This is a genomic window from Acidovorax sp. FG60 (assembly GCF_057808995.1).
The window spans coordinates 107,385-126,180 of sequence record NZ_JBMDJC010000002.1 but is presented as its reverse complement, the minus strand read 5'-3'; the positions used below and the strand labels follow the sequence as shown (position 1 = coordinate 126,180).

The window sequence follows — 18,796 nt, the reverse complement described above, 5'->3', positions numbered from 1 at the left end:
CTCTCTCCGTGTAAGGGTATAGGGCGATACCATGCGCGCTCAAACCTTCATTCACCCACTGATTCAGCCTGCAGACTGCCCTATGACCGAATCTCCCTTGCTCGCATCCGCCCCTTCCGCCATCCCACCGCTGCGTTTTGCCGTGATGGGCGCGGGCGCCGTGGGCTGCTACTTTGGCGCCTTGCTGGCCCGGGCGGGCCATGCCGTCACGCTTATCGGGCGGCCGGCCCATGTGCTGGCCGTGCGTGATCACGGGCTGCGGCTGCAGACGGCGGCGATGGATGTGCAGGTGCCTCTGGCGGCCAGCACCGAGGCCAGCGCCGTGCAGGGGGCGGACGTGGTGCTGTTCTGCGTGAAGTCGTCCGACTCGGAAGACGCGGCGCAGCAGATTCGCCCCCACCTGGCCTCCGGCGCGCTGGTGCTGACCTTGCAGAACGGCGTGGACAACGACGAGCGCGTGCGCGCCGTGCTGCACGCCAGCACCCCCGTGGCAGCCGCTGTGGTCTATGTGGCTACTGCCATGGGCGGCCCGGGACATGTGGTGCACCACGGCCGGGGCGAGTTGGTGATCGCACCTTCGCCGCGCAGCGACGAGGTGGCTCGCCAGCTCACGGCGGCGGGCATTCCCACCCAGGTGTCAGACAACGTGCGTGGGGCGCTCTGGGCCAAGCTGGTGCTCAACAGTGCCTACAACGCGCTGTCGGCCCTGTCGCAGCAGCCCTATGGCCCGCTGGTGCAGGTGCCCGGCGTGACGCAGGTGATTGCCGACATCGTGGCCGAGTGCCTGGCGGTGGCGGCGGCCGATGGGGTGACGATTCCGGGCGATGTGCAGGCGGCGGTGCGCGGCATTGCCAGCACCATGCCGGGCCAGTACTCGTCCACCGCGCAGGACCTGGCGCGTGGCAAACCCACCGAGATCGACCACCTGAATGGCTACGTGGTCAAGCGCGGCGCCGCCTTGGGAGTGCCGACGCCGCTGAACCACGCGCTGCAAGTGCTGGTCAAGTTGGCCGAGATGAAGCGCACTGCGGGCTGAACCGGGGATCCGTCAGGCCAGCGCCGCCTCTTCCAGCAACCGCTCGCGCACTTCCTGCGCGGCCTGCACCATGTGGCGCAGGGCGGCTTCGGTCTCGGGCCAGCCCCGGGTCTTGAGGCCGCAGTCGGGGTTCACCCACAGGTGCTCCACGGGCACCACCTCGGCGGCTTTTTCCAGCAGTGCGGCCATCTCCTGCACTCCGGGCACACGGGGCGAGTGGATGTCGTACACGCCGGGGCCGATCTCGTTGGGGTACTTGAAGTCCCCAAAGCCCTGCAGCAGCTCCATGTCCGAGCGGCTCGTCTCAATCGTGATCACATCCGCATCCATGGCCGCGATGGCGGGCAGGATGTCGTTGAACTCGCTGTAGCACATGTGCGTGTGGATCTGCGTATCGTTGCGCACGCCGCTGGCGCTGATGCGGAAGGCGCGCGTGGCGCGCTCCAGGTAGCTCTTCCACCCCGCGCGGCGCAGCGGCAGCCCTTCACGGATGGCGGGCTCGTCGATCTGGATGATGGCGATGCCGGCGGCTTCGAGGTCGCACACCTCGTCGCGGATGGCCCAGGCGATCTGGTCGGCCGTGGTGGCGCGGGGCTGGTCGTCGCGCACGAAGCTCCATTGCAGGAGGGTGATGGGGCCGGTGAGCATGCCTTTCATGGGTTTGGCGGTGAGGCTCTGCGCGTACTGCGTCCACGCCACGGTCATGGGCGCAGGGCGAGCCACGTCGCCGTAGATGATAGGCGGCTTCACGCAGCGCGAGCCATAGCTCTGCACCCAGCCGTTGGCGGTGAAGGCAAAGCCGTCGAGCTGCTCGCCGAAGTATTCGACCATGTCGTTGCGTTCGGCTTCGCCGTGTACCAGCACGTCCAGCCCCAAGGCTTCCTGCTTGCGCACGGCCAAGGCAATTTCCGCTTCCATCTTTTGTTGGTAGTGGGCTGCATCGAGCGCACCGCGCTTGAAAGCGGCGCGTGCGGCGCGGATCTCGGCCGTCTGCGGGAACGAGCCGATGGTGGTGGTGGGCAGCAGCGGCAGCTTGAGCCGTGCGCGCTGGGCCTTTTGCCGGGCAGGGAAGGCGCTGGCGCGCTGATCGGCCCCTGGCGCGGCCGCGGCAATGCGGGCCGCCACGGTGGCGCGGTGCACGCGTGGGCTGGCGCGGCGGGCGGCCAGGGCGGTGCGGGCGGCGTGCAGTTCGTCGTCTGCCGCTGCTTCGCCTTGCGATAAGGCGGTAGAAAGAACACGCAGTTCGTCCAGCTTTTCCACCGCAAACGCCAGCCACGACTTCACCTCGGCATCCAGCTGCGTTTCGGCCTCTAAGCTGAACGGCACATGCAGCAGAGAGCACGACGGTGCCAGCCACAACTCGCCCTGGTGCTTGTCGGCCACGGGCAGCAGCTTTTGCAGCGCCGCATCCAGGTCGGTGCGCCAGATGTTGCGGCCGTCCACGATGCCCACCGACAGCACTTTGTGCGAAGGCAACCAGTCGGCCACGCCCACCAGCTCGTCGGGCGCGCGCACGGCGTCTACATGCAGGCCGGCCACGGGCAGTTGGCAGGCCAGGCGCAGGTTTTCGGCCAGGGGCGAGAAGTAAGTGGCCAGCAGCAGCTTGGGCGCGCTGCGCGCCAGTTGCCAGTAGCTGGGCTCGAACGCATGGCGCCAGGTGTCGGGCAGGTCCAGGCCCAGAATGGGTTCGTCGATCTGCACCCATTCCACACCCTGGGCCTTCAGGCGTGCCAGCACGGCCTCGTACACGGGCAGCAGTTGGGTCAGCAGGCTGAATCGGTCAAAGCCCGCCGTTTTGGATTTGCCCAGCCACAAAAAGCTCAGCGGCCCCAGCAGCACGGCTTTGACGCGATGGCCCAGTGCCTGGGCCTCGGCCACCTCGGCAAACAGGCGCTCGCTGGCCAGGTGGAACTGGGTGTGGGCGCTGAACTCGGGCACGAGGTAGTGGTAGTTGGTGTCGAACCACTTGGTCATCTCCAGCGCGGGCTGGCCAGCGGTGGTGTGTTTTGCGGTGCAACCGGCGCTGCAGCCTTGGTGGTCGTCTGAGGCGTGCGCCGACACACCCCGCGCCATTGCAAAGTAGCGCGCCAGCTCGGGCGTGTGGGCGTCAAAGCCAAAGCGGGCAGGCTCGCAGCCCAGCAACTGGATGTGGTTGGCCACATGGTCGTACAACGCAAAGTCGCCCACGGTCACACAACCCAGGCCTGCATCGGCCTGCGCCTGCCAGTGCAACTGGCGCAACTGGGCGGCCGTGGCCTGCAGATCGGCCTCGGTGCTGTCGCCGCGCCAGAAGGATTCGAGTGCGAACTTCAGCGCGCGCTGCGCCCCCATGCGCGGAAAGCCCAGGGTGTGCGTGAGCACGGGGCGGCGGGTGGCGGCTGTTACGACAACTGCGGCGAGCGACATGGTGATTTCCTTCTTCTGAATGGAGCAATGCAATGAAGGTACCGATGGTCGCGCGGGCTCGTTTATTATTCAAACGAAAGTTTTAGTCGATCAACTTGAAAATTAATAATGAACCAGTCGATTCTGGAAGTGCGCCACCTGCGCACGCTGGTGGCCTTGCGTGACAGCGGCAGCCTGGTGCGGGCCGCGCAGCTGCTCAACCTCACGCAGTCGGCGCTGTCGCACCAGATCAAGCTGCTGGAAGACCGCTACGGCCAGCCGCTGTTTGAGCGCAAATCGGTGCCGCCGCAGTTCACCGCCGTGGGCGAACGCCTGCTGACGCTGGCCGATGCCATGCTGCCGCAGGTGGAAGGGGCCGAACGCGACATTGCCCGCCTGGTGTTGGGGCAGGGAGGGCAGATGCGCATTGCGGTGGAATGCCACACGTGCTTTGACTGGCTGATGCCCGCCATGGATGCGTTTCGCACGCGCTGGCCCGAGGTGGAGCTGGACATTGTGAGCGGCTTTCACGCCGACCCCGTGGGTTTGCTGCACCAGGGCCGGGCCGATGTGGCCATCGTGTCGGAGGTGGATGCCGACGAGGCGGGCGTGGACTACCACGCGCTGTTTGCCTTTGAGATCCGCGCGCTGCTGGCCAACACGCACCCGCTGGTGGCCAAGCCGCATCTGGTGGCGCAGGACTTTGCCGACCAGACCATCATCACCTACCCCGTGCCCGACGAAATGCTCGATTTGATCCGCCAGGTGCTGGAGCCCGCCGGCGTGCGCCCCCCGCGCCGCACCACCGAGCTGACGGTGGCCATGCTTCAGCTGGTGGCCAGCGGGCGCGGCGTGGCGGCGCTGCCGCTGTGGGCGGTGCAGAGCTACCTGGACCGGGGGTATGTGACGGCGCGGCCCATCGGAGAAAAAGGCCTGCGCGGCGAGCTGCACGCCGCCTGCCTGCCCAGCCTGTCGGCCAAGCCGTATCTGCAGGACTTTGTGCAGGTGACGCGCGAGACCAGTTTTGTCACGCTCAAGGGCGTAGAACTTTTGTAGCCTAGTCCGGCGCGTACTTGTCACCCACCTCTTCGCGCAGCGGATGGGTGTCATAGACGATGTTCATGTCCCGGATGCGGGTGCTGCCCGCGTCGAAGGTGAACACATCCACGCAGGTGAACGTCACCTCGCGGCCGTCGTTCAAGGTCCAGTCGTAGCGAAAGTAGGCGGCGACCCGCACGGCGCCGCCGTTGTCTGGCTGGGCGGACACGAACAGATCCAGCACGGTGATCACGCTGCCGCTGGAGGCCTGGGCGAGCTTTTGGAAAAAGTCGCTCGCGAGCATGGTGCCCAGAAAGGGCGAGTGCACCACGCCATCGTCTTCAAAGCAGGCAATCAACCCGTCGGTATGGCTGGCGTGCAGGTGGGCGAGGTAGGTGCGGACGGTGTCGAGTGGCGTGGTCATGGGCAGGAGCGTGGTGAAGAAAGAAGCCCAGAGCTTCGCCCCTCCCGGCGGCTGCGACAAGAGACAATGGCGCCTCATACATAAAAGCTGCTTATGTATCTGCGCTACCTGCACTACCTCCAATCCGTCATCGACCAGGGCTCGTTTGCGCGCGCGGCGCAGGCCTGTGGGGTGTCGCAGCCCGCCATCAGCCAGGGCATGAAGGCGCTGCAGGCACAGTTTGACGCGCCGCTGCTGGTGCGGGACGGGCGCCGTTATGTGCCCACCGACCTGGCCCGGCGTGTGGTGGCCGAAGGCGCGCCGCTGGCCCAGCGCATCGACGCTTTGTCGCAGGCCCGCCGGGCCGCTGTGGACCGCAATCGGTTGCGCGTGGGGCTCACGGCGTCCGCTGCGCTGGTCTGTGGGCCGCTGCTGTACGAGGCCTGGTGCCTGCCGCAGCCCCAGCGTTCACTGGAGATGACCACCACCGACGAGGGGAGCCTGCTGACGGGCCTGCTGCATGGCAGCTTCGACGCCGTGATTGCGCCCCGGCCGCGCCAGTTTGCCCACCCGGATGTGGTGCAGTGGTACTTGTACGAGCTGCAGCCGCAAATTTATGCACGGCGGCGCCACCCGCTGGCGCAGGCCCGGTCACTGGCCGATTTGCAAGGCGCCGCCTGGGGCTGTGTGGGCCCGAGCGTGAGCGGCCCGGTGGACGTGCTGACCGAGGCGCACCGCGTGCGGCGCATGCCCGCGCCGCGCATGGCCGTGCGCTGCCCGGACTTTGCCAGCCTGCTGAACCTGGTGGTGGGCTCTGACCTGCTGGCTGTGCTGCCACACCCCGCCCTGCTGGGGGCTGCGGCAGAGCAGGTGGTGCCGCTGCAACTGGCCGAGGCACTGCCGCTGTATGGCATGTGGCTGTTCGAGCGCAAGGCGCGCAAGCCCCGCCTGGGGCCGGAGGTGTTTGCGGGGCGGGTGTGAGGCAGGGGCGCCCGGGTGTGGAGATTGATGCTATTTATTTGATAGCTAATCTGGCATGATGGACGCGCGCAAACGGCCTAAAAAGCTTGAAAAACCAACGGTCAGCCAGCCACCGTGCCTGGCACCGGCACCCGCACGGCACCCGAGGTATAGAACGCATGCAGGTTCTCCTGCACCAGGTCCGCCATCGCACGGCGGGTTTCGTGTGTGGCACTGGCGGTGTGGGGGGTGAGCACCACGTTGTCCAGCGCCATCAGGGCGGCGGGCACATGGGGTTCGTTGTCGAACACGTCCAGGCCCGCACCGGCGATGCGGCGCTCGGCCAGGGCGTCGATGAGCGCCGCCTCATCCACCACGCTGCCACGCGCCACGTTGATGAGGTAGCCCTGCGGGCCCAGGGCATCGAGCACATCGCGGTTGACCAGGTGGCGCGTGCCCGCGCCGCCTGCCACCGTCAGCACCAGGTAGTCAGCCCATTGCGCCAGTGCGGTCAGCGACTCGAAGTAGGGTAGCGCGCAGCCCTCGGCCGGGCGGCGGTTGTGGTAGCCCACCTCCATGCGGAAGCCCGCCGCGCGCTCGGCCACGGCGTGGCCGATGCGGCCCATGCCCACGATGCCCAGGCGCTTGCCCGACACGCGCGTGCCCAGCGCAAACCGTGCCTTGGGCCATTGGCCCTGGCGCACAAACCGGTCGCTGGCGGCAATGCCGCGCGACACGTCCAGCATCAGCGCAAACGCCATGTCGGCCACACAGTCGTTGAGCACGCCGGGCGTGTAGCCCACCTGCACGCCACGCGCCTTGGCCGCGCCGATATCCAGCGCATCAAAGCCCACGCCAAAGCTGCTGATGACCTGCAGATGGGGCAGGGCTGCGATCACCTCGCCCGTGAGCCCGATGGACGCCGTGGTGACCACGCCCGAAAACTCCGCGCCGTGCGCCGCCAGAAAGCCCTGCGGGTCGGCCTGGTCGGCCAGGCAGGCCACGCTGTAGCGCGTGGCCAGTTCGGTTTCGAGGGCGGGCAAGGGCAGGCGGCCGATTTGCAGGATGCGGGGCTGGGAAGTAGCTGTCATGGGGCAGTGAAGGGTTTCGGGGGGCGCCGGAATAAAAACAAAGGGCCGCGCGTGGCGGCCCTGCGGGCTACATCATGCCGCTACACGCACGGCCTGGCGGGCCAGCAGCTTCCACTGGCCGCCTTGCTGTTGCCACACGCCCAGGATCTTGATCTGCACCTTGCCGGGCTTGCCCGAGTCGTTGGTGTCGGCCGTGAGGGTGTGGCGCACGATGGCAGAGTTGCCCACCACCTTGATGGTCTGGTCGGTGATGGTGATGGTCACGAAGTCCGACTTGCCCGCCACCAGATCGCCAATGAAGCTGTCCTTGGTGTCCACGCGGCCGCCCGAGTGGCCATAGCTCAGGTCGTCGGCCACGAGGGCAGTCAGCGCAGCGGGCGTGGGATCGATCATGGCCAAGCGCAGGCGTTCGGCAGCGGCGGCCACAGCCTGCTCGGAAGCGGCCGGTGCAGGGGTCGCCGCGGCGGTGGTCGCGTGGCTGGCGCAGCCGCTCAGTGTGACAAGGGCCAGGGCGCTGGCTGCGGCGAGGATGAGGGTCTTGAGCATGTTGTCTGTCTCCTGATGGTGTTGTGTGTTGGCGTGCCGCGTTGGCACCACACGCCCGTGCACGGCCAGGCGCGTGGTGTGTGGAATCGCTGAAAAAAGGGCCTGGAAAACCAGGCCCTTGGAGGCATCCGTCAGGCCACACTTACTGCGGGCCGAGCTTGTCGATCAGCGCCTTGAGCTCTTCCATCTCGCCGGGCTTCAAGTCCGTCAGCGGCGCGCGCACCGGCCCGCCGTCGTGGCCCACGATGCGGGCACCTGCCTTGATGATGGAGACGCCATAGCCTTCCACGCGGTTGCGGATGGCCAGGTAGGGCATGAAGAAGGATTTGAGCAAGCGGTGCTGGGTGGCCGTGTCGTCACTGGCCACGGCCTTGTAGAACTCCATTGCAGTCTTGGGGATAAAGTTGAACACCGCCGACGAATACACCGGCGTGCCCAGCGCCTTGTAGGCCGCCGCATACACCTCGGCCGTGGGCAGGCCGCCCAGGTACGAAAAGCGGTCGCCCATCTTCATGTAGATGGAGGACATCACCTCGATGTTGCCCACGCCGTCCTTGAAGCCCACCAGGTTCGGGCAGCGGTCGGCCAGGATGGCCAGGGACTCGGCCGTGAGCTTGGTGCGGTCGCGGTTGTAGACGATCACGCCGAACTTCACGCTCTTGCAGACCTGCTCCACATGGGCGATCAGTCCTTCCTGTCCCGCTTCGGTCAGGTAGTGTGGCAAGAGCAGGATGCCGTGGGCGCCCAGGCGCTCGGCCTCTTGCGCATGGGCAATGGCCGTACGGGTGGGGCCACCGGCACCGGCAATGATGGGCACCTTGCCACGGCAGGTATCCACTGCGGTCTTGATGACCTGGCCGTACTCGGGGCCCGACAGCGAGAAATACTCGCCCGTACCACCGGCGGCAAACAGCGCGCTGGCGCCGTAGGGGGCCAGCCATTCCAGGCGCTCGATATAGGTCTTGGGGCGGAATTCGCCCTGCTCGTCAAAGTCCGTGATCGGGAACGACAGCAGGCCGGAGCCCATGATGGTTTTGAGTTCTTGGGGAGTCATGTCAGTGCGGGGCGGTAGTAGGAAATGGGAAGGCGAGGGAGGAGGCATGAGGGGTTCGCTGACACCTTCTTAGTCGAGCTTGATGTTGGCGGCCTTCACCACGGTGGCCCAGCGGGCGCGCTCCTTGGCGAAGAACTGGTCTTGTTCGGCTGGAGTCATGGTGACCACCTCGGCGCCCTGGCCGGCCAGGCGCGAACGGATCTCGGGCGCGCGAATGGCGGTGATCAGCGCCTTGTTGAGCTTCTGCACGACGGCTTCCGGCGTGCCACGCGGCACCAGAATGCCTTGCCATGTGCCGGATTCGAAACCGGGCACGCCCTGCTCGGCAATGGTGGGCACGTCGCCGATCAGCGGCATGCGCGTGGCCTTGGAGACGCCCAGCACCTTGAGCTTGCCGTTTTGCACGTGGGGCAGGGTGGCGAGCATGCCGTTCATCAGGATCTGCGTCTGCCCGGCCACGGTGTCCTGGATGGCAGTGACGCCGCCCTTGTAGGGGATGTATTGCCAGCGCGCACCGGCGGCGCGTTCCAGCGCCACACCAGCGACATGGGGGGCGCTGCCGGTAGCGGTGACGGCGAAGTTCAGGTCGTTCTTCTTCGAGTACGCCACCAGCTCCTTGAGGTTGCTGACCGGCACCGAGGGATGCACCACCAGCAGGTGGGGCGAGTAGGCCAGCATGGTCACGCCACGCAGGTCCTTGGAGGGGTCGAACGACAGCTTGGTATAGACCGAAGGGCTGATGGCCAGCGCGCCCACGTCACACAGCAGCATGGTGTAGCCATCGGGCTCGGCCTTGGCCACAAAGTCGGCGCCCAGGTTGCCGTTGGCGCCGGGTTTGTTCTCCACGATGACGGACTGCTTGAGCGCCTCGGACATCGCCTGGCTGATGGAGCGGGCAATGATGTCCGAGCTACCGCCGGGCGGGTAGGGCACCACAATGCGCAGGGTCTTAGCGGGCCAGTCAGCGCTTTGTGCGGTGGCGGAGGCCGCTGCCAGGGTGGCGATGCAGGCGAGAAGGGCGGCTCTACGGCGCAGGGTCATGGAATGTCTCCTGAGTGATGTTGTTAGTCATCGTACAACTAAGATTGCAAAATGGCAATACATGCCATGAGAATTTTGGGTGGTCTTAGGGCGGATTGAGGGTTTTCACTAGCTCTTTCCTGACTGCATTCCTCCTCTGCCAGGCGGGTGGGGAATCCTTGCAGATTGTTCGTCGAAATTCGGGTAATCCCTGCGTGTGTAAGACAGGCTTGTGGTGACAATTCTGATCTTGTTGTACGACAACATATAACGTATGACAAAACCCAACCGCTCCGCCGACAGCTGGGTGCCTCAGCACACAGCCCGGCAGATGACCATCCACCCACACAACCCGCGGTCCAGGCCCTGCTACCGCGCAAACCCCTTTGGGAGACGGCAATGACCTCTACACCACGCATACGCACCCGGGTGGCACAACTGGTACTGGCAGCCGTTGCCGCGCTGTCCACCCCCGGCGCCTGGGCGGCAACCTGGGTGTATGTCGCCAACGCGGACAGCCAGGATGTCTCGGTGCTGGAACTGGACCGCAGCACCGCCACGCTCAAGCCGGTAGACACCGTGCCGCTGGGCGGCACCGCCATGCCGATGGCCGTGAGCCCGGACAAGAAGGTGCTGTACGTGGCGTTGCGCTCGCAGCCTTTCAGGGTGGTGAGCCTGGCGATCGACCCCACCAGCGGCAAGCTGCGCAAGCTGGGCGAGGCCCCGCTGGCCGACAGCATGGCCAACATCGCCACCGATGCCACGGGCCGCTGGCTGTTTGCGGCCTCGTACCCCGGCCACAAGATCACGGTCAACAGCATTGGCAAGGATGGGGCGGTGGGCGCGGTGCAGCAGCTCATCCCCACGGCGCCCCACGCGCACGCCATCCACGCCGATGCGGCCAACCGCCGTGTGTTTGCCACCAGCCTGGGGGGCGACAACCTTTCGGCCTGGCGTTTTGATGCCGAGAGCGGCAGGCTGACCGCCCATGAACCCGCGCTCACGCAGGTTGCTCCCGAAAAATCCGGCCCGCGCCACTTTGTGTGGGATACCGCCCAGCGCACCATGTACGTGCTGAACGAGCTGGATGCCGCCGTACATGTGATGGCTTACGACAAGGAGCGCGGCACGCTGCGCCCGGTGCAGCGCACCACGGCACTGCCCGCAGGCTTTAACGGCAAGCCCTGGGCCGCCGACATTCACCTGTCGCCCGACGGCCGCACGCTGTATGCGTCCGAGCGCACCTCCAGCACGCTGAGCAGCTTTCGCGTCGACGCCGCCACCGGCCAGCTGCAGCCGCTGGGCCAGGTGCCTACTGAAAAAACCCCGCGCGGCTTTGCGGTGGACCCGTCAGGCCGCTTTTTGATCGCGGCGGGGCAGGAGTCGCACCACCTTGCGCTGCACCCCATCGACCCGGCCACCGGCATCCCCGGCACGCCCACGCGGGTGCCGGTGGGCAAAAGCCCCAATTGGGTCGAGATCGTCGATCTGCCCTGAGCGTCCATTGCATTGCACGCGCCAGCCGCACCGGCTTTTTTGCGCTCCGTTTTTCTATCGCCGTTCCGTTCACCATCCACAAAACACCCAGGAGACATCACCATGCAACGCAGAACCCTCATCCACACCGCCGCCCTGGCGGCCGCAGCCTTCAGCACCCTTGTCAGCCTGCCCGCCACAGCCCAGGGCACCTGGCCCACCGGCAAGCCCATCACCTACATGGTGCCGTTTGCTGCAGGTGGCACCACCGACACGCTGGCGCGGCTGATTGGCCAGCAACTGGGTACTGCCCTGGGCACCACGGTGGTGGTGGAGAACAAGGGCGGCGCGGCGGGCAGCATCGGCTCTGAAGCTGCTGCGCGCTCTGCGCCGGATGGCTACACCCTGCTGGGCGGCACCGTCAGCTCGCACGCCATCAACGTGAGCCTCTACCCCAAGCTGGGCTACGACCCCATCAAGTCCTTCAGCCCCGTCACGCTGATCGGCACCAACCCGGTCGTGCTGGTGGTGGCGGCCAACAGCCCTTACAAAACCCTCAAGGACGTGCTGGCGGGGGCGAAAGGCAAGCAAGGCGGCCTGTCGTCGGCCTCGGCCGGCACAGGCAGCTCGCAGCATTTGGCCGTGGAGTTGCTGGCGTACAAGTCGGGCGTGAAGTTCACCCACATCCCCTACAAAGGCAGCGGCCCGGCCATCCAGGATGTGATCAGCGGCCAGGTGGACATGATGTTTGACACCACGGTGGTGGCCGCGCCGCACATCCAGAGCGGCAAACTGCGCGCCATTGCCGTCACCTCGCCCCAGCGCCTGGCCTCCATGCCCGACGTGCCCACCGTGGCCGAGTCCGGCGTGGCAGAACTCAAGGACTTCCAGGTGCAGTCCTGGCAGGCCATCTTTGTGCCGGCTGGCACGCCCACGCCCGTGGTCACGCGCCTGCACGACGAGATCCGCAAGATCCTGGCCCAGCCGGACATGCAAACCCGCCTGAAGGGCTTTGGCATGGAGCCCGCCGACATGACCGTGGCCCAGATTGCTGCGTTCCAGAAGGCCGAAGTCGAGAAGTGGGCTCAGGTTATCAAGGCCGCCAATATCAAGGTGGACTGAGCCACCCGGTAACCCTTATCTCCCCGTGAAGACTTGGCGGAACCGCCTTCGGGCCGTTCCGCTTTTTTTATCGCTGCGCAGGCTGTGCGTCGGCTGCTGCGCCGGTGCCCGCGAGTTTGCGCGGGGCGAGTACCCAATCCTGGTGTTGCCCCGTGAGCAGCAAAAACATCGCAAACACCGGCCCCTGCATGTTGCGCTCGTCGGTGGTGCTCTCCAGCGCCTGCCAGGTGCGCGACTGCACGCCGCCCCGGCTGCCCGTTTGTAGCGGGTAGCCCATCAGCTCCGCTGCCTGCGCCTGACTGAGGCCAGCGGCAACACGCGCGGCCTTGAGTTGGTCGCCGGTGGGAGCGGGCATGTGCAGCGGGTTAGGTGGCAAAGGCGCTTCAGGGGTCATGGTGGGCTGAATGGGGCTGAGGATCTGCAGGTTCGCTATATTTTATATAGCTTATGACGCTTTATGGATAAGCGCTAGAGGCCAATTTGATTGAAATTCAACCATCGGCAACACGCTGCGGTGGCTACTCTGCCGTGGTCAAGCTGTGTTCGTTCAGCTGCGCCAGGTACGACTCGGGCTCGATGTTGGTGTAGTTGGGCACATCGGCCATCAGCGCCGCTGCCGTCTGCTTGGCGGCCGTCTGCGCCTGCTTCAGGTCGCTGAAGAACGCGTTGGTCAGCGCCACCACCTGTCCCGGGCGCGGCTCGCCAGGGTAGAGAACACGGTCGCTCTCCAGCCGCACCAGGCCCAGCGGCTGCAATGCTGCGCGGGCGATGCGCATGTGCTCGGAGTGGTAGTAGTCGTGGTTGAAGGTGGCGCCTTCACGCCAGCGGTAAACGGCGGTGACTTTGATCATTGGTGCGATTCCATCCGGTGGTTGAAACCCGCCACCGTAGGGACAACACACCCGCCGCACAGCCGCGTGCGCGACAGCGTGTCGCCCATGTGGCTCGTATCCGTCCTCGCCGACTCAGTCTTCTTCCGATTCGCCCAGGAACCCGCCGCTCTGGTGCCCCCACAGCCGGGCGTACACGCCGCCCTGGCCCAGCAGCTGGGCGTGGGTGCCTTCTTCGACGATGCGGCCTGCGTCCATCACGATGAGGCGGTCCATGGCGGCAATGGTGGACAGGCGGTGGGCAATGGCGATCACAGTCTTGCCTTGCATCAGCCCGTCCAGGCTTTGCTGAATGGCGGCTTCGACCTCGGAGTCGAGCGCGCTGGTGGCTTCGTCCAGCAGCAGGATGGGCGCGTCCTTGAGCATCACGCGTGCAATGGCCACGCGCTGGCGCTGGCCGCCCGAGAGTTTGACGCCGCGCTCGCCCACATGTGCCTCGTAGCCGGTGCGGCCCTGCAGGTCGGTGAGCGTGGCGATGAAATCCGCCGCCTCGGCGCGCTCGGCCGCCTGGTGCAGGTCGGCCTCGCTGGCGTCGGGGCGGCCATACAGGATGTTGTCGCGCATGGAGCGGTGCAGCAGCGAGGTGTCTTGCGTGACCATGCCGATGTTGCGGCGCAGGCTGTCCTGCGTGACATGGGCGATGTCCTGCCCGTCGATCAGGATGCGGCCCGACTGCACGTCATGAAAGCGCAGCAGCAGGTTGACCAGCGTGGACTTGCCCGCGCCCGAGCGGCCAATCAGGCCGATTTTCTCCCCGGGGCGGATGGTCAGGTTGAGCCGGTCGATGACCGGGCGGGCCCCGGGGCCGCTGCCGTAGGCAAAGGTCATGTCCTCAAAATGCACTTCGCCCTGCGTCACAACGAGTGGTTTAGCGTCGGGCGCGTCCACCACGGTGCGGGGTTTGGTCAGCGTGTTGATGCCATCCTGGATGGTGCCCACGCTCTCGAACAGGGTGGTCATCTCCCACATCACCCAGTGGGCGTGGCCGGACACGCGCAGGGTCATGGCGGTGACGGCGGCCACGGCACCGGCACCGACTTCGCCCGCCGACCACAGCCACAGCGCGGTGCCGCAGGCGCTGAGGATCATGGCCACCACCAGGATGTGGTTCACGATCTCGAACCGGCTCACCAGGCGCATCTGGGCATAGCCCGTGAGCTTGAACGCGTCCATGGCGGCACGCGCAAATTCAGACTCGCGCCGCGTGTGCGAGAACAGCTTGACGGTGGCGATGTTGGTGTACGCGTCGGTAATGCGCCCGGTCATTACCGAGCGCGCATCGGCCTGCGCCTTGCCCACCTTGCCCAGGCGCGGCACAAAGTACCAGCAGGCCAGGCCATAGGCCACCATCCACGCGGCAAAAGGCGCCAGCAGCCGCGCGTCGAACCCGGCCAGCAACACGAGGATGGTGACAAGGTAGATGCCCATGCCGATCACCACGTCGGTGGTCGTGAAGATCATGTCGCGCACGGCAAGGGCCGTCTGCATGATCTTGGTGGTGATGCGGCCCGCAAACTCGTCCGCGTAGAACGCCATGCTCTGGCCCAGCATCAGCCGGTGAAAGTTCCAGCGCAAGCGCAGTGGGAAGTTGATGGCCAGCACCTGGTGCTTGATGCTGGTCTGCACGGCCACCAGCAGCACCGAGGCCAGGAGCAGGGCGGTGATGCCAATCAACTCTCCTTTGCGCTCGGCCCACAGCGCACCCGGGGCCGTGCTGGAGATCCAGTCCACCACATGGCCGAGCACCGCAAACAGCAGCGCTTCATAGATGGCAATGGCCGCAGACAGGCCTGCCATGGCTGCTACATAGCCACGCAGGCCACGGGTGCCATCCCACACAAAGGCCATGAAGTCTTTGGGGGGCAGGTGAGGTTCGGCGGGGGGATAGGGGGGAAGGCGGCTTTCGAAAAAACGGAACAAAGTCAGAACTCCTTGTCCACCATGGTACGTGCGGTGGTACCGCTCTGTGGCGCCCGGCCGCAATGCACTCAGGACCATGAGGGTCAGCCCCATGGGTGGGGAATTGGGGTAGGAGCAGGCCCCTACGCCGACGGTTTGTAGACCACGCGGATGCGCGGCACCTGCTTCACGCCGGGCTGTTTGGTCAGAAAGCCGTACAGAAACTCGGTCAGGCTTTTTTCGCACAGCGCCAGCACGGCCGGATCGGACGCCATGGCCTCGCCCTGCTGGCGAGCGCGTTTGGCGGCCTCCTGGCTCAGCTTGATGACAGCGCCCTTGTTGTCGGTCAGCAGCCCGCCCGAGAGGATGCGGTGCTGCAGGTTGGTAACGGCTGGTGCGGCCACCAGCGCGGGGCGGTGGATGTGCACCTCGATGCCGCCGTTGGTGGCGTGCAGCTCGTAGCTTTCGGGGCGCAGGTCAAAGCCGAAGGCGTATTCGGCGGTGTAGGTGATGGCTACTACACCGGTGGATGCGATGCCCAGCACCGATTTTTCGATGATCTGCGTGGCGCCTTCTTCGCGGACCACGGTGGCGGCGAGCAGCTTCATCTGCTCGGCCAGCGTCTGTTTGCCTGCGGTGAGGTAGCTGGTGTAGCGGGTATAGCCCAGCAGCGCATTGTTGAGTTCGGTCACTTGGCGCTGCAGTTGTGCCGTCTGTGCCAGGGCACTGTCAACGCGGTGCTGCGCCCACCAGCTGGCCGCGCCTGCGGTGAGCAGGCACACGGCCAGGGCCGCACAAGAGATCCAGGCAATGCGTTTCATCAATGGGGTACAGCGCAGGGCGTGTGGTGGCCAACAGGTCGCTGGTGGGCGCCCACCGTTAGACGAGCAGCGTGACCACCACGATCACCACGCCCAGGGCCAGATTCACGCCCACCCAGCTGCGGATGCTGCCTAGGGCCTTGCCGCCGGCGGGCCAATCCGATGCAGCCACCGCCCGCTGCAGGCGTCGGAACAGCGCAAACCGGATGTGCCCGAAGATGACCATCATCGCCAGGCCCAGCGTGGCCATGATGGTCCAGTCCAGTGGCATGGCAAAGCTGCCCCCGGCCTGCACCGTTTGTTTGGCCACGCGGCCGATCATCCACAGCCCGCTGCCCAGCACCACCAGCACGGCCACTCCCACGGCGGCGAAAAAGCGCTGCAGCACATCGTGCATGAGCCGCACGCGCTGCGGGGGCTCCAGCGACTGCGCTGCGGGGCGCAAAAAGAAATGGGCAAACACCATGCCACCGATCCACACGATGATGGACAGGACATGGGCGAGCTGGAGCGCGTTGTAGAGCATGGCGTGGAACGTTTGGAATAAAGGGTTTGGGTGGGAGCAAAAGAGAGAGGGCGGTGCGGCAATCAGCGTCAAGGCACCAGCCCATCCCGGGGTGAAGCCACCCGCACCTGGTTGCCGCCACTTTTCTTGGACAGGTACATCGCCTCGTCGGCATGGCCCAGCAACCGGTGTTCTTCGCCCCCATGCTCGGGGTAGATGGCCACGCCGATGCTCGGCTGGATGCTCAGGCGGATACCTTCCAGGTCAAATGGCTGGCCGAAGGCTGCCAGGATCTTGTCGGCCGCTGCGGCGGCGTGTTCGCGGGCATGGCCGCCTTCGAGCAGCACCACAAATTCGTCGCCCCCCAGGCGCGCGACGGTGTCCGAGCCGCGCACGCACTCCAGCAGCCGCTGGGCCACCCGCTGCAGCAGCAGGTCGCCCATGGCATGGCCCAGGCTGTCGTTGACCTGCTTGAAGTCGTCCAGGTCGAGGAACAGCAGCGACAGCAGGCTTTGGTCGCGCCGCGCGCGGGCCAGTGCGGTCTTGAGGCGGTCCAGAAACAGCTGGCGGTTGGGCAGGTGCGTGAGCTGGTCGTACTGCGCCATGTGCTCCAGGCGCTCATGCATCTGCTTGCGCTCGATGGCGGCTGCGACCTGGGTGGAGACAAACTGCAGCAGCTCCTTGTCTTTTTCGGTGTAGCGGGCCTGCTCGGTGTAGCTTTGCAGCACCAGCGCACCGATGGCGCCTTTCTGGGTTTGTAGCGGCACGCCCAGCCAGTAGAGCGGTGCGTGTTCCTGGGGTAGCTGCCGGCGCAGTTGCGCGGCGCGGGGGTCGGCGTTGTCGGGGGTATCGGGCGTCAACAGAAGGGTGCTGCCGCTGTGGATCACCTCGGCACACAGCGCATCCTGCACTGGCGCCGGGGGCGTGGGGGCGGCGCCCGGTTCGTTGACGTGGTACGGAAAACTCAATGAATCACTGCAGGCGTCGTAGAGCGCGACCGCGAAGTTGGTGGCAGGCAGCAGGCGCCCGATGATCTGGTGAATGTGCTGGAACAGCGCCTGCAGGTTGTGTGTGGTGTGAGCGGCTTCGGAGATGGCATAGATCACCGCCTGCATGGACTCGGTGAACTTGCGCTCGGTGATGTCGTGCGCCACCGCCAGTCGCCGCTGCTTGTCAGGCAACCAGCGCGCAGTCCAGCGGACGTGCGCGATGGAGCCATCCTTGCGCACATAACGGTTTTCAAACTGCAACTGCAGATGGCCATCCATCACACGCTGCGCCTGGCTTTGGGTGACTGCCAGGTCTTCGGGGTGCACCAGGTCGAACATGCGCTTGCCAATGACTTCCTCGGGGGCGTAGCCAAAGATGCGCTCGAACGCCGGGCTTACAAACTCAATGGTGCTGTCCACATGGACGACGCAGACCGCGTCGAGCAGCAGGTCCACCACGTTCTCAGAAGGGATGCTTTGCATGAAGGGTAGCGCGCACAAGGTGCCAAGAAGACCCATTGTGCCGTGCGCCCCCTTGTTGTGCGGCATGGATGCAGCCCGCAACCCAAGGGATATCCATTAAGCTACTACGGATTGCTATTCAATTGATAGCTGTTGGCGCCTGTGGTTAAAGCGCTGTAAGCATTTTTTTAGGTGTATTTTTCTTCCAGCGCATCCCAGGCCATTTTTTGGACCAGCCGCTGGCGCTCGGCAAACGGCGCCACCAGGGCGGGGTCTTCATCAATGCGTTGGGTGTCGCGCAGCACGGTCAGCGCCTTCTGCATGCCCGCCACCGCGCCCTGCAGCGCGGCGTTGGCGTACAGCACCAGGCCGTAGCCCAGGGCGGCCAGTTCTTCAGCGCTGGTGATGGGCGTCTTGCCGCCGATCACCATGTTCATCAGTTGGGGCGCGGCCAGCCGCTGGGGCAGGGCGCGGATCTCGTCCAGCGTGGTGACGGCCTCCACAAACAGGATGTCGGCGCCCGCCTCCTGAAAACGCTGGGCGCGCTCCACTGCCGCTTCAAAGCCCTGGGTGGCGCAGGCATCCGTGCGTGCCAGGATGAGGGTGTTGGGGTCGCGGCGAGCGTCTACGGCGGCCTTGATCTTGCCCAGCATCTCGTCGGTGCTGATCACCTCCTTGCCGCTGAAGTGCCCGCAGCGCTTGGGGCTGACCTGGTCTTCGAGCTGGATGCAGTCGGCACCTGCGCGCTCCAGCGTTCGCACCGCGTGGTAGGTGTTGAGTGCGTTGCCAAAGCCCGTGTCGGCATCCACGATGAGCGGCAGCTCCACCGCGTCGCGTATGCGGGCCGTGTGGTCGGCAATGTCGGTCAGCCCCATGAAGGCCTGATCCGGAAGGCCGAACCACATGTTGGTGACGCCTGCGCCGGTGATGTAAATGGCTTCAAACCCCAGGTCGGCCACCACGCGGGCGGAGAGGGCGTTGAAGGCGCCAGGCACGATGACGCCACGGCGGGCGTGGGCCAGGGCCTTGAGTTGTTGTTTGGTGTTCATGAATTGCAAGGGATTTGATTTGCTATTATTTTTGTGGCTACAAAGGCTTG

The 18,796-nt window shown here is 65.7% G+C and carries 18 protein-coding genes; 5 read left to right on the top strand and 13 right to left on the bottom strand.

The genetic code is table 11. The annotated features are described in order from the left end of the window. Window positions 1-82: 82 nt before the first annotated feature. Window positions 83-1,036 carry a ketopantoate reductase family protein gene (locus ACODS0_RS03360; protein WP_488832824.1) on the top strand — a complete coding sequence of 318 codons (954 nt, stop codon included), beginning with the start codon at window positions 83-85 and terminating at the stop codon, window positions 1,034-1,036. Window positions 1,037-1,048: 12 nt separating this feature from the next. Here ACODS0_RS03360 and metE read toward each other — a convergent pair whose 3' ends face one another. After that, window positions 1,049-3,442, bottom strand: a complete 2,394-nt coding sequence (gene metE, locus ACODS0_RS03355; RefSeq protein WP_488832823.1) for a 5-methyltetrahydropteroyltriglutamate--homocysteine S-methyltransferase — start codon at window positions 3,440-3,442, stop codon at window positions 1,049-1,051. Between the two features lie 108 nt (window positions 3,443-3,550). On the opposite strand from metE, the gene ACODS0_RS03350 reads away from it, so the two are divergent. Beyond that, window positions 3,551-4,477 carry a LysR family transcriptional regulator gene (locus ACODS0_RS03350; RefSeq protein WP_488832820.1) on the top strand — a complete coding sequence of 309 codons (927 nt, stop codon included), beginning with the start codon at window positions 3,551-3,553 and terminating at the stop codon, window positions 4,475-4,477. A gap of 1 nt (window position 4,478) precedes the next feature. On the opposite strand, the gene ACODS0_RS03345 is transcribed toward ACODS0_RS03350, so the two are convergent. Next, the gene (locus tag ACODS0_RS03345; protein ID WP_488832818.1) at window positions 4,479-4,883 is read right to left on the bottom strand and encodes a nuclear transport factor 2 family protein; all 405 of its coding nucleotides are present in this window, start codon (window positions 4,881-4,883) and stop codon (window positions 4,479-4,481) included. 93 nt (window positions 4,884-4,976) lie between these two features. Here ACODS0_RS03345 and ACODS0_RS03340 point away from each other — a divergent pair, with 93 nt between their 5' ends. Beyond that, the gene (locus tag ACODS0_RS03340; protein WP_488832817.1) at window positions 4,977-5,843 is read left to right on the top strand and encodes a LysR family transcriptional regulator; all 867 of its coding nucleotides are present in this window, start codon (window positions 4,977-4,979) and stop codon (window positions 5,841-5,843) included. Window positions 5,844-5,944: 101 nt separating this feature from the next. Here the strand turns inward: ACODS0_RS03340 and ACODS0_RS03335 are convergent, their stop codons facing one another. From ACODS0_RS03335 to ACODS0_RS03320, 4 genes are all read right to left on the bottom strand, one after another. Beyond that, window positions 5,945-6,913, bottom strand: a complete 969-nt coding sequence (locus ACODS0_RS03335; RefSeq protein ID WP_488832815.1) for a 2-hydroxyacid dehydrogenase — start codon at window positions 6,911-6,913, stop codon at window positions 5,945-5,947. A gap of 72 nt (window positions 6,914-6,985) precedes the next feature. Then, complete coding sequence (locus ACODS0_RS03330; RefSeq protein WP_488832813.1) at window positions 6,986-7,459, bottom strand: nuclear transport factor 2 family protein; 474 nt, start codon at window positions 7,457-7,459, stop codon at window positions 6,986-6,988. A 142-nt stretch (window positions 7,460-7,601) separates the two neighbouring features. Next, window positions 7,602-8,513, bottom strand: coding sequence for a 5-dehydro-4-deoxyglucarate dehydratase (gene kdgD / locus ACODS0_RS03325; RefSeq protein ID WP_121420251.1), 912 nt, complete (start codon window positions 8,511-8,513; stop codon window positions 7,602-7,604). A gap of 69 nt (window positions 8,514-8,582) precedes the next feature. Further along, window positions 8,583-9,554 (bottom strand): Bug family tripartite tricarboxylate transporter substrate binding protein, encoded by a 972-nt coding sequence (locus tag ACODS0_RS03320; RefSeq protein ID WP_121506279.1) that lies wholly within the window; start codon window positions 9,552-9,554, stop codon window positions 8,583-8,585. Window positions 9,555-9,932: 378 nt separating this feature from the next. Here ACODS0_RS03320 and ACODS0_RS03315 point away from each other — a divergent pair, with 378 nt between their 5' ends. Then, window positions 9,933-11,030 (top strand): lactonase family protein, encoded by a 1,098-nt coding sequence (locus ACODS0_RS03315; protein ID WP_488832809.1) that lies wholly within the window; start codon window positions 9,933-9,935, stop codon window positions 11,028-11,030. A 102-nt stretch (window positions 11,031-11,132) separates the two neighbouring features. Further along, on the top strand, window positions 11,133-12,131 hold the full coding sequence (locus ACODS0_RS03310; RefSeq protein ID WP_121506281.1) for a Bug family tripartite tricarboxylate transporter substrate binding protein: 999 nt from the start codon (window positions 11,133-11,135) through the stop codon (window positions 12,129-12,131). A gap of 67 nt (window positions 12,132-12,198) precedes the next feature. On the opposite strand, the gene ACODS0_RS03305 is transcribed toward ACODS0_RS03310, so the two are convergent. The 7 genes from ACODS0_RS03305 to ACODS0_RS03275 all read right to left on the bottom strand — a co-directional run bounded on the left by ACODS0_RS03305 (window position 12,199) and on the right by ACODS0_RS03275 (window position 18,746). Then, a complete protein-coding gene (locus tag ACODS0_RS03305) occupies window positions 12,199-12,486 on the bottom strand; it encodes a helix-turn-helix domain-containing protein (protein ID WP_488832807.1) in 288 nt (95 codons plus the stop codon). 163 nt (window positions 12,487-12,649) lie between these two features. After that, window positions 12,650-12,982: an EthD family reductase gene (locus tag ACODS0_RS03300; protein ID WP_488832805.1), complete on the bottom strand. Its 333-nt coding sequence runs from the start codon at window positions 12,980-12,982 to the stop codon at window positions 12,650-12,652. 114 nt (window positions 12,983-13,096) lie between these two features. Then, the gene (locus ACODS0_RS03295; protein WP_055397816.1) at window positions 13,097-14,941 is read right to left on the bottom strand and encodes an ABC transporter ATP-binding protein; all 1,845 of its coding nucleotides are present in this window, start codon (window positions 14,939-14,941) and stop codon (window positions 13,097-13,099) included. Window positions 14,942-15,063: 122 nt separating this feature from the next. Beyond that, on the bottom strand, window positions 15,064-15,741 hold the full coding sequence (locus tag ACODS0_RS03290) for a hypothetical protein (RefSeq protein WP_176886055.1): 678 nt from the start codon (window positions 15,739-15,741) through the stop codon (window positions 15,064-15,066). A gap of 58 nt (window positions 15,742-15,799) precedes the next feature. Then, complete coding sequence (locus tag ACODS0_RS03285) at window positions 15,800-16,267, bottom strand: CopD family protein (protein ID WP_055397820.1); 468 nt, start codon at window positions 16,265-16,267, stop codon at window positions 15,800-15,802. 68 nt (window positions 16,268-16,335) lie between these two features. Next, the gene (locus ACODS0_RS03280) at window positions 16,336-17,718 is read right to left on the bottom strand and encodes a sensor domain-containing protein (protein ID WP_228895491.1); all 1,383 of its coding nucleotides are present in this window, start codon (window positions 17,716-17,718) and stop codon (window positions 16,336-16,338) included. Between the two features lie 167 nt (window positions 17,719-17,885). Next, a complete protein-coding gene (locus ACODS0_RS03275) occupies window positions 17,886-18,746 on the bottom strand; it encodes an isocitrate lyase/PEP mutase family protein (protein WP_488832803.1) in 861 nt (286 codons plus the stop codon). Window positions 18,747-18,796: the final 50 nt, after the last annotated feature.

Coding starts and splice junctions, on each gene's coding strand:
- ACODS0_RS03345 (WP_488832818.1), bottom strand. CDS start 4,883: ATGACCACGCCACTCGACACCGTCCGCACCTACCTCGCCCACCTGCAC.
- ACODS0_RS03340 (WP_488832817.1), top strand. CDS start 4,977: ATGTATCTGCGCTACCTGCACTACCTCCAATCCGTCATCGACCAGGGC.
- ACODS0_RS03310 (WP_121506281.1), top strand. CDS start 11,133: ATGCAACGCAGAACCCTCATCCACACCGCCGCCCTGGCGGCCGCAGCC.
- ACODS0_RS03350 (WP_488832820.1), top strand. CDS start 3,551: ATGAACCAGTCGATTCTGGAAGTGCGCCACCTGCGCACGCTGGTGGCC.
- metE (WP_488832823.1), bottom strand. CDS start 3,442: ATGTCGCTCGCCGCAGTTGTCGTAACAGCCGCCACCCGCCGCCCCGTG.
- ACODS0_RS03330 (WP_488832813.1), bottom strand. CDS start 7,459: ATGCTCAAGACCCTCATCCTCGCCGCAGCCAGCGCCCTGGCCCTTGTC.
- ACODS0_RS03290 (WP_176886055.1), bottom strand. CDS start 15,741: ATGAAACGCATTGCCTGGATCTCTTGTGCGGCCCTGGCCGTGTGCCTG.
- ACODS0_RS03300 (WP_488832805.1), bottom strand. CDS start 12,982: ATGATCAAAGTCACCGCCGTTTACCGCTGGCGTGAAGGCGCCACCTTC.
- ACODS0_RS03305 (WP_488832807.1), bottom strand. CDS start 12,486: ATGCCCGCTCCCACCGGCGACCAACTCAAGGCCGCGCGTGTTGCCGCT.
- ACODS0_RS03275 (WP_488832803.1), bottom strand. CDS start 18,746: ATGAACACCAAACAACAACTCAAGGCCCTGGCCCACGCCCGCCGTGGC.
- ACODS0_RS03320 (WP_121506279.1), bottom strand. CDS start 9,554: ATGACCCTGCGCCGTAGAGCCGCCCTTCTCGCCTGCATCGCCACCCTG.
- ACODS0_RS03285 (WP_055397820.1), bottom strand. CDS start 16,267: ATGCTCTACAACGCGCTCCAGCTCGCCCATGTCCTGTCCATCATCGTG.
- kdgD (WP_121420251.1), bottom strand. CDS start 8,513: ATGACTCCCCAAGAACTCAAAACCATCATGGGCTCCGGCCTGCTGTCG.
- ACODS0_RS03360 (WP_488832824.1), top strand. CDS start 83: ATGACCGAATCTCCCTTGCTCGCATCCGCCCCTTCCGCCATCCCACCG.
- ACODS0_RS03280 (WP_228895491.1), bottom strand. CDS start 17,718: ATGCAAAGCATCCCTTCTGAGAACGTGGTGGACCTGCTGCTCGACGCG.
- ACODS0_RS03315 (WP_488832809.1), top strand. CDS start 9,933: ATGACCTCTACACCACGCATACGCACCCGGGTGGCACAACTGGTACTG.
- ACODS0_RS03335 (WP_488832815.1), bottom strand. CDS start 6,913: ATGACAGCTACTTCCCAGCCCCGCATCCTGCAAATCGGCCGCCTGCCC.